The following is an 8924-nucleotide window of genomic DNA, read 5'->3' on the forward strand; positions in this document are numbered from 1 at the left end:
ACCCGCCCGCTGCGCGCCGGACACGGGCTCGGCGCGCAGCGGGCCGGATCTGCTCTTTCCGGAATACGCCAAGAATCGACATCATCGGGAGTGCGCTTCCATGGCAGCAAACCAATCCCCTGACGAGATTGCCCGCTTGACCGCCCAGCGGTTCCCGCAAGACTGGAGCAGTCTAGACGCACGTGCGGTGGACACCGTCCGCGTGCTGGCGGCGGACGCGGTCGAGCGGTGCGGAAGCGGGCACCCCGGCACGGCCATGAGCCTCGCGCCGGTCGCTTATGCGTTGTTCCAACGGGTGCTGCGGCACGACCCCGGTGATCCGGAGTGGATCGGGCGCGACCGGTTCGTGCTGTCCGCCGGACATTCCAGCCTCACCCTGTACATCCAGCTGTACCTCTCGGGCTACGGCCTGGAACTGGACGATCTGAAAGCGTTGCGCAAGTGGGGTTCGCTGACCCCGGGCCACCCCGAATACGGGCACACGAAGGGTGTCGAGATCACCACCGGCCCGCTCGGCCAGGGCCTGGCGAGCGCGGTCGGCATGGCAATGGCCGCCCGCCGCGAGCGCGGCCTGTTCGATCCGGACGCCGAGCCGGGCACGAGCGTGTTCGACCACCAGATCTACGTGATCGCCTCCGACGGCGACATCGAAGAAGGTGTCACGTCCGAGGCGTCGTCGCTCGCCGGAACACAGCAGCTCGGCAACCTCACGGTGATCTACGACAGCAACGAGATCTCCATCGAGGACGACACGCGCATCGCGCTGTCCGAGGACACCGCGAAGCGCTACGAGGCCTATGGCTGGCACGTGCTCACTGTGGACGGCGGCGAGGACGTCGCCGGGTTCCTCGGCGCGATCGAGGAAGCCAAGGCGGAGACCGACCGTCCGACGATGATCGTGCTGCGCACCGTCATCGGCTACCCCGCTCCGACGAAGATGAACACCGGCGGGGTGCACGGCGCCGCACTGGGCGCGGAAGAACTCGCCTCGGTCAAGCGCGCTCTCGGCTTCGATCCGGAGCAGAGTTTCCAGGTCGACGACGAGGTGTTGCGCCACACCCGCGAGGCAGCCGCGCGGGGCCGGGCGGACCACGAGAAGTGGCAGCTCGAATTCGACGCCTGGGCACGAAGCAATCCGCAAGGCAAGATCCTGCTGGACCGTCTGGCCAAACGCGAGTTTCCGGCAGGCTGGGCGGATGATCTGCCTGCGTGGGAGCCCGGCGAAACGGAGGTCGCCACCCGCAAGGCGTCGGCCGCGGTGCTGGCCAAGCTCGGCGAGGTGCTGCCCGAGCTGTGGGGCGGCTCGGCGGATCTGGCCGAGAGCAACAACACCACGATCAAGGGTGCGGACTCCTTCGGTCCGGCCGAAATCTCGACGGACGCCTGGACCGCGCAGCCCTACGGCCGCACGCTGCACTTCGGCATCCGTGAACACGCGATGGGGTCGATCCTCAACGGCATCGCGCTGCACGGCGGAACTCGCCCGTACGGCGGCACTTTCCTGATCTTCAGCGATTACATGCGCCCGGCGGTGCGCTTGGCCGCGCTGATGGAACTGCCGGTCATTTACGTGTGGACGCACGACTCGATCGGCCTCGGCGAAGACGGCCCGACGCATCAACCGGTCGAGCAGCTGGCCTCGTTGCGGGCGATCCCGGGAATGTCGGTGGCCCGCCCCGCGGACGCGAACGAGACCGCGTACGCCTGGAAAGCCGCGCTGGAAAACACCGGAGGCCCGACCGGGCTCGCGCTCACCCGGCAAAACGTGCCGACGCTGGAGGGCACCTCTGCCGAAGGTGTCGCGCGCGGCGGCTACGTGCTGGCCGAGGCGTCGACCGGCACGCCCGAACTCGTGCTGATCGGCACCGGTTCCGAGGTGCAGCTGGCGGTAGCGGCCAGGGAGATTCTCGAGGAGGAAGGTATTCCCACGAGGGTCGTGTCGATGCCGTGCGTGGAGTGGTTCGACCGGCAGGATTCGGCCTACTGGGCACAGGTCCTGCCCCCTTCGGTGCGGGCCCGGGTGGCGGTCGAAGCGGCGATCGCCCAGCCGTGGCACCGGTTCGTCGGCGATGCCGGCGAAATCGTGTCGCTGGAGCAATTCGGCGCGTCGGCGGATTTCACGACGTTGTACAGCCAGTTCGGCATCACCGTCGACGCCGTGGTGGAAGCCGCACGCCGAAGCGTGCGCTCCGTTCGGCGGTGATGTCGTTGCCGCGGGCGGCAGGAGGATCCGGGAACATCCGCCCGAAACACGTCCACAAGGGCTGATGGGAGCCTCCTGAACGGTACGCCCGCACGAAGCGGCCCCGGCGGTGTATTCCGCCGGGGCCGCTTCCTTTTCCCCGTCATTATTCGTCATCCCAATCAGGGGATAGCTTTTCCTGATGCCGCAAGCCTTGCTGGGCAGGCCGGCGGTGGAGAATCCTTGTGTTCTAAGCAGATTGGCCCGCGCGATGGCCGCGCAGGCGACGCGCCAAGGTCGCCCGCCCGCGAGTGGAGGAGATCTCGTTGACGAACACGATTCCCAAGAAACTTGACGCTGCGCTCTTCACCGGAGCGACCCGTGCGGTCGTCGGAGAAGTGGACCGGGTGAGCGCGGCGGTGCAGTCCGCGTCGTGGCTCCGGGCCGGCGCGCTGCTGCTCAAGGCGCCGGCGGTGTTCACCATCGGCACCGGACGGAGCGGCCTCGCGCTGCAGATGGCCGCGATGCGGTTCATGCACCTCGGGCTGCCGACGCACGTCGTCGGCGAGGTGACGGCTCCGGCGATCGGCGAACGGGACGTCCTGGTCGCGGCATCGGGCTCCGGGTCGACCGCTCGGGTGGTGCGCGCCGCGGAGACCGCGCGCGCCCAAGGCGCCGACGTGATCGCGCTGACCACGGCGCCCGGGTCGGCGCTGGCGAAGGCCGCTACCGAGGTGCTGCTCATCCCGGCCGCGGACAAGCAGGACTTCGACGGCAACTCCTCCGTCCAGTACGCCGGCAGCCTGTTCGAACAGTCCGTTCTGCTGATCACGGATTCGCTCTTCCACGCGCTGTGGCAGACCAGCGGCACTCAAGCCCGCGAACTGTGGCGGCTCCACGCGAATCTCGAATAGCGGCCTCGCCGTCCTGATGCGACCGACCGGAATGGGAGCCCGAAATGCACTGTCAGACTGAGGCCGCACCGCGCACGTGCGTCGATGTCCACGCACTGGAGGCGGTGGCGCTGGCCGCGACCCGCAGCGCCGCCGTCGCCAGCTACGAGTGGGTGGGCCGGTACGACCAGAAGGCCGCCGACGCGGCTGCCACCAAGGCGATGCGCGAAGCGCTGGCGCAGGCTCCCGGCCGGGGGACCGTCGTCATCGGGGAGGGCGAAAAGGACGACGCCCCGATGCTGTTCAACGGCGAGATCGTCGGCACCGGCAACGGCCCGGATTTCGACATCGCGGTCGATCCGCTGGAAGGAACGTCCTTCTGCGCCAAGGATCTTCCGGGTTCCCTGGCGACGATCGCCTTCGGCGAGCCGGGGACCCTCTGGTCGCCGGGTCCGGGGTTCTACATGGACAAGATCGTCGTGCCCCCGCAGGCGAAGAACGTCGTCGATCTCGACGATCCGCCCGAGCGCACGCTGGCCAACGTCGCCGCCGCTCTGGGCAAGAAGGTCAGCGAGCTCCGCGTGATGATCATGGACAAGCCGCGGCACAAGAACCTGATCGCTCGCGTGCTGCAGGCCGGTGCGGCGGTGCAGACCCCGGCGGGCGGCGACGTCGGCGGAAGCCTGGCCGTGCTCTTGCCGACGCTCGACGTCGACCTGCTTCTCGGCGTCGGAGGCACGCCCGAAGGCGTGATGACCGCTGCCGCGGTTCGCGCGCTGGGCGGCGGGATGCTCGGTCGCCTCGCCCCGCAACGGGACGAAGAGGCGGACGCGATCCGCGCGGCGGGCATGTCCCTTGACCGCGTGTACGAATGCGACGAACTCGCGGCGGGCGACGCCTTCTTCGTCGCGACCGGGGTCACCGGGGGAACGCTCCTCGACCGCCCCCGGAAATGCGAGGGCAAGACCACCTGCGAATCGCTTCTGATTTCCCGGGGCGAGATCCGCTACCTCACGCACACCACCTTCGAGTGACCCACGCAGTCCGCACGACCAGGGAGATCCGGTGACGCTGCATTTGGACGACCTCCGCGTTCGTCATCTCGGCGAGTGTCGTTACGATTCGCCGCTCGCCGAGATGCTGTCGACGAAACAGACCTCTCCGCACTATGTCGCCGACGGCGACCGGGTCCTGCTCGAGGACACCGTGTCGATGCTGGCCGGGCACCGCCTCCCGCCGGCGCGCGTTCCGAGCTTCGAAGGGGCGGGCCCCCGGCGGAAGATCTACTTCGACCCGGCACAGGTCACCGCCGGGATCGTCACCTGCGGCGGGCTGTGCCCGGGGCTGAACAACGTCATCCGCGGTCTCGTCCAGGAACTCGCGGTGCATTACAAGGTGAAGCGAATCCTGGGCTTCCGGAACGGCCTGCAAGGGCTGACCGCCGACCACCGGCACGACACCGTCGAACTGACGCCGGCGCACGTCCGCGACATCCACAAGGACGGCGGCACCATCCTGGGCAGCTCGCGCGGCGGCCAGGACGCCGACGAGATGGTCGACAGCCTCGTTCAGCGAGGCGTCGACATCATGTTCGTCATCGGCGGCGACGGCGGGATGCGCGCCGCGACGTACCTCAGCGACGCGATCCGGGCGCGCGGCCTCGACATCGCGGTCATCGGGGTGCCGAAAACGATCGACAACGACCTGCCCTTCACGGACCAGTCCTTCGGTTTCCAAAGCGCGTTCGCCCGGGCGACGGACTTCATCTCGTCGGTTTCCGTCGAAGCCGCGTCTAGCCCGAACGGTGTCGGGATCGTGAAGCTGATGGGCAGGCACTCCGGGTTCATCGCCAGCTACGCCGCGCTGGCCGCCAACGGCGCGGACATCGTGCTGATCCCGGAGATTCCCTTCGCGCTGGAGGGACCGGACGGTCTGCTCGCCCATGTCGAGCAGCGCGTGCGGGCGAAGGGCAACGCAGTGATCGTCCTTGCTGAAGGGGCCGGTCAGGACCTGCTCGACCAACCCGGCGCGGCGCACCGGAACGGGCGCGGCACGGACGCGTCGGGCAACGTCAAGCTCGGCAACATAGGGGAGCTGCTCAAAGACCGCATCGCCGCGCACCTGGCCGCAGCCGGTCTTCCTCCCACGATGCGCTACATCGATCCGAGCTACGCGATCCGGAGCATCGCGGCCAACCCCTACGACAGCGTCTATTGCCTGCGGCTGGCGCATGCGGCCGTGCACGCCGCCATGGCCGGCCGCACCGCCGCGGCCGTCGCGCGCTGGCGGCGGCGCTTCGTGCACGTCCCGCTGTCGCTGATGACGAGCCGCCGCAACCAGGTCGACCCCGACGGCGACCTGTGGATGTCGGTGCTGGAGACCACTTGTCAGCCCGCGGAGTTCGGCGCCGCGGCGGGCCGGGAGAAAGTGCCCATGGGCTTTTGCTGAACGGCCGGGTTCACAGTGCGTGCGCGGTGAGGTCGTCGAAGCTGAAGTCGAGTTCATCGGTGACGGCGACTGCTCCGCGCACGCACTGTGCCCTCCGGACAGCCTGCTCGGCAACGCTTCTCAACCCGACGGTGCCGGTGAGCGTCACGACGCCATCGGCGACCCGCACCGCGATGCCCGCCGGTGCAGCGGCTTCGGCCTCGGCCTGGATGTCGGCGTCCGGCCGCAGCAGCGCGGACAGGACGTCGCGGTGGGACATCAATCCGACCAGCCGGGCTTCCTGGTCCACCACGCACAACTGAGCCGATTTGGCGTCCGCGAGCCGCCGGAGCGCCTCGTGCAGGGGCGCGTCGGCGGCGATCGTGGGCGCGGGTGCCGTCATCAGCTCGCCCGCAGTGCGCGCACCCGCTTTTCGCCACCGGCTCCGGTGGCGCGGCCCGCCGAGCGCGGGAAGCCGATCCGCTCCGCCGTGAAACTCGCTCTTCGCCGCCACGTCCGCCGCGGTCACGAGCCCGATCGGCCGCCCGGCCGGGTCGACGACGGGTACCGCGGGCACGCGGTGGTCGAGCAGAGCCGTGACGAGGTCCCGGAACGAGGTATCGCGCCCGGCTGAGACGACCTGGCGCACCATTACGTCGGCTACTCGGTGATCGCACATGGCTTTCCCGGCGGCGCTTTATTCCGGACCGGCGAAGAACTCGAGCGCGATGTTGTCCGGATCGCGGAACGAAACGCCGCTGCCGTAGTGTGCTTTCTTCACCCCGCCGTGCGGAATGCCGAGCTCGTCGAGCTTCCCGGCCCATTCCGTCAGCGCTGCGTGCGACTCGACCGCGAACCCGACGTGGTCGAGCCCGGTGCGGCGTTCGTCCGCCCGGTCCCGGGTTTCCCTGCCGAGGTGGGTGTGCAGCCCGAAGAGCATGCCGCCGTCGAGAGCGAAGACCGTGTGGTGGAACTCGCCGCTTTCCTCGTCCTCGTCCAGGACGGGCCCGGCGCCGAACAGCCTCGTGTACCACTCGGTGCTGCGCCGAAGATCGGACACGGTGATCGCGATGTGCTGCAAACCTGGGAAAGCCATGTGCACCCCTTCGCGCGGTCGGCAGGCCCGCTCGCATGCGGACGTACCGGTGTTCTTACCAGCCGCCGCGCGGCCGGAGCCCGCTCGATCGAACGGGCGGCGGCGGGACCGGGACGAGCGGGCGGCGGGGCCGGACGAACGGGAGCAGGCAGTGGAAAGGGACGGGGCAGCCCGCTGTCTGTCCCGGCCCGGTGCGACGGTGGTGCAGGCTGCCGGGCGACACAGCATGGGCCGCCGGGCAGCGGATGCGGCGGCAGGGAAGGCGGCTCATCGGCCCGGGAGCAGTACAGACGCCGTGCGCGAGCACAGGGCCAAGGTTCGCACGCGCGGCGCGCCGGTGAACCGGTAGGTGATCGCGACGTCTGGATTCGAGGCCATCCAGCCTGCAAGTTCGGCGACGACGCAACCGGCGAGTTCGGTCGCGCGGGGGAGGTGCCACGCCGCGGCAGTGTGCAGGATCTTCAGACTCGTTCCAGCAGCGCGGGCGAGCTCGAAGGCGAGTGCCAACGCGTCAGTGCGAATGCGCTGGTTGCGTACCTCCGCCACGACCGGTCCGGCAGAAGCGCCCGCGAAAACGAGCGGCCGGTCGGCACCCCGCACGAGTGTTCTCCACGGGACCCGGTTCTCCGCGGCCAGCACGATCAGCGAGGCGTCGAGTCCGGCCGCGTGGGCAAGCAGTTCGCCGACGCTGCCGGACTCGACGCTGGACACAGTGATCCCGGGCCGGCTCGCGGTCGCCGCGGCGACCGCGAGGTCGAGGCAGCCGGGCGGGACCAAGCACGGGGCCGGCGGAACGGGTTCGAGCGTGACGGGCCACCAGGTCGTCGCGACGACCACGAGGCGGGAGCCGCGACGAAGGGCCGTTTCGGCCGCCCACGACAGAGCGTGCTCGGCGGCCGGGGTGCCGTCGAACGCGACGACTATCGGACCGTTCATTCCCGGGCACGTCCTCGGTCGAGCAGCAGCGCGCGCCGGGCGGAGCCGACGTGGTGCCGCATCGCCGCCGCTGCTGCATCCGGGTTGCGGGTGACGATGGCGAGCAGGATCGCGCGGTGCTCGGCGAGCGAACCGGTTCGCGGGTGCTGCGCCGAGATGTTGCGGTACTGGCGCATCACCAGGGGATACAGCAGCGTGTCGTATGTCCGCGCCAGCGTGGCCTGGTGCGCGGCCGCTTTGACCTGCTGGTGGAAAGCCCGGTTGCCCTTCGAGTAGGCGGCTTGGTCGCCGCGTCCCTGGGCCGCCTCCATCCCGGCCAGCGTCGTGTGAAGTTCGGCGATTTCCCGGTCGGTCGCTCGTTCCGCGGCTTTGTCCGCCAGTGCCGCTTCCAGGGTTTCGCGGGCTTCGAGGATGTCCGCCGCCTCCGCCAGGGTGAAGCTGCGCGTGCGGACCCCGCGGTTGGCCTCGCTGGTGACGTACCCTTCCTGCGCCAGCCGCACCAGCACCGAACGGATCGTGCCGCGGGATACCTCGAACCTGGTGGTCAGGTCCGCTTCCGTCAGCCGGGTGTTCGGCTCGTAGCCGCCGGAGAGCAGCACGGTGCGCAGCTCCTCGTAGACCTGGCTGTAGCGCGTGGTGCGGCTGTCGCTGTCGACCATCCGGCACCTAGCCCGGCAGTCCTGGATAGAGGCGGCGCGCCGTGCCGCCGAAGATCTCCCGCTGTTCGGCCTCCGGGACTTCCGCGAGGACCTCGCGGGCGAGCGTGACGAGTTCAGGCAGCGACTGCTCCGCGGCGGGAAGGTTGGAGCCCCACGCGATTCGCTCGGCGCCGAAAGCGGCGAGCACGGGGTCGAGGAACGCCGACGCCTCTTTGCCCGCCGCGTGCAGGGGTTCGAGACTGCGATGGGTCAGTTTCAGGTGCAGCCCGGGGTGCGTAGCCAGGTTCGCCACCGCCGCACCGGCGTCGCCGGGGGAGGCTGCGATGTCGGGATAGCCCAGATGGTCCAGCAAGATCCGCACGGCCGGAAACCGTTCGAGCAGCGCGACCAGCTGCTCGGTCGCGGGGCCGAGCCGCATTTGCAGGCACACGGTCACGCCGAGTTCGGCGGCCTTCTCCCAGAACGGGAAGCTTTCCGGCGCGGCGAACCATTCGCCCTGCGTCGGAACGGTGCTTCCGCTGGTGAACAGCCGTACGCCGGAGAGGCCGCCCTGACCGGTGACCGCGGCGAGGTGTTCGGCGGCGTCGGGCCGGAGCGGGTCCACGGTGCCGACCGCGAGGAACCGGTCCGGTCGCTGTGCGCGGCTGTCGAGGACGTAGGAGTTGTCGTAGCCGTACGCGGTCGTGGCTTGGACCAGCACCGCGTGCGCGACGCCCGCCTCGTCCATCCGC

The 8924-nt window shown here is 69.7% G+C and carries 9 protein-coding genes; 4 read left to right on the forward strand and 5 right to left on the reverse strand.

Going from position 1 to position 8924, the window contains the following annotated elements:
* Positions 1–100 precede the first annotated feature (100 nt).
* The 4 genes from tkt (at position 101) to H5411_RS45125 (ending at position 5523) form a co-directional block, all read left to right on the forward strand.
* Positions 101–2203 (forward strand): transketolase, encoded by a 2103-nt coding sequence (gene tkt, locus H5411_RS45110; protein ID WP_183127872.1) that lies wholly within the window; start codon positions 101–103, stop codon positions 2201–2203.
* Positions 2204–2508: 305 nt separating this feature from the next.
* Positions 2509–3096 (forward strand): 6-phospho-3-hexuloisomerase, encoded by a 588-nt coding sequence (gene hxlB, locus H5411_RS45115; RefSeq protein ID WP_051172715.1) that lies wholly within the window; start codon positions 2509–2511, stop codon positions 3094–3096.
* A gap of 44 nt (positions 3097–3140) precedes the next feature.
* Positions 3141–4109, forward strand: coding sequence for a class II fructose-bisphosphatase (glpX, locus tag H5411_RS45120; RefSeq protein WP_183127873.1), 969 nt, complete (start codon positions 3141–3143; stop codon positions 4107–4109).
* Between the two features lie 31 nt (positions 4110–4140).
* The gene (locus tag H5411_RS45125) at positions 4141–5523 is read left to right on the forward strand and encodes an ATP-dependent 6-phosphofructokinase (protein ID WP_183127874.1); all 1383 of its coding nucleotides are present in this window, start codon (positions 4141–4143) and stop codon (positions 5521–5523) included.
* A 10-nt stretch (positions 5524–5533) separates the two neighbouring features.
* On the opposite strand, the gene H5411_RS45130 is transcribed toward H5411_RS45125, so the two are convergent.
* The 5 genes from H5411_RS45130 to H5411_RS45150 form a co-directional block, all read right to left on the reverse strand.
* Positions 5534–6154: a CBS domain-containing protein gene (locus H5411_RS45130; protein ID WP_183127879.1), complete on the reverse strand. Its 621-nt coding sequence runs from the start codon at positions 6152–6154 to the stop codon at positions 5534–5536.
* 45 nt (positions 6155–6199) lie between these two features.
* Positions 6200–6598: a VOC family protein gene (locus H5411_RS45135; RefSeq protein ID WP_183127875.1), complete on the reverse strand. Its 399-nt coding sequence runs from the start codon at positions 6596–6598 to the stop codon at positions 6200–6202.
* A gap of 267 nt (positions 6599–6865) precedes the next feature.
* Entirely contained in the window at positions 6866–7534 is a 669-nt protein-coding gene (locus tag H5411_RS45140; RefSeq protein ID WP_183127876.1) for a universal stress protein, read from the reverse strand.
* A complete protein-coding gene (locus tag H5411_RS45145) occupies positions 7531–8193 on the reverse strand; it encodes a GntR family transcriptional regulator (RefSeq protein ID WP_183127877.1) in 663 nt (220 codons plus the stop codon). Before H5411_RS45145 ends, H5411_RS45140 begins: the two co-directional genes overlap by 4 nt.
* Positions 8194–8200: 7 nt before the next feature.
* A partial coding sequence (locus tag H5411_RS45150) for an amidohydrolase family protein (RefSeq protein ID WP_183127878.1) occupies positions 8201–8924 on the reverse strand: 724 nt, incomplete at its 5' end.

Source organism: Amycolatopsis echigonensis (assembly GCF_014174495.1).
Lineage (GTDB): Bacteria > Actinomycetota > Actinomycetes > Mycobacteriales > Pseudonocardiaceae > Amycolatopsis > Amycolatopsis echigonensis.

Excerpts from the sequence above, each read along its gene's own strand:
- H5411_RS45140 (WP_183127876.1), bottom strand. The coding sequence starts at position 7,534 with ATGAACGGTCCGATAGTCGTCGCGTTCGACGGCACCCCGGCCGCCGAG.
- H5411_RS45135 (WP_183127875.1), bottom strand. The coding sequence starts at position 6,598 with ATGGCTTTCCCAGGTTTGCAGCACATCGCGATCACCGTGTCCGATCTT.
- glpX (WP_183127873.1), top strand. The coding sequence starts at position 3,141 with ATGCACTGTCAGACTGAGGCCGCACCGCGCACGTGCGTCGATGTCCAC.
- H5411_RS45145 (WP_183127877.1), bottom strand. The coding sequence starts at position 8,193 with ATGGTCGACAGCGACAGCCGCACCACGCGCTACAGCCAGGTCTACGAG.
- tkt (WP_183127872.1), top strand. The coding sequence starts at position 101 with ATGGCAGCAAACCAATCCCCTGACGAGATTGCCCGCTTGACCGCCCAG.
- H5411_RS45130 (WP_183127879.1), bottom strand. The coding sequence starts at position 6,154 with ATGGTGCGCCAGGTCGTCTCAGCCGGGCGCGATACCTCGTTCCGGGAC.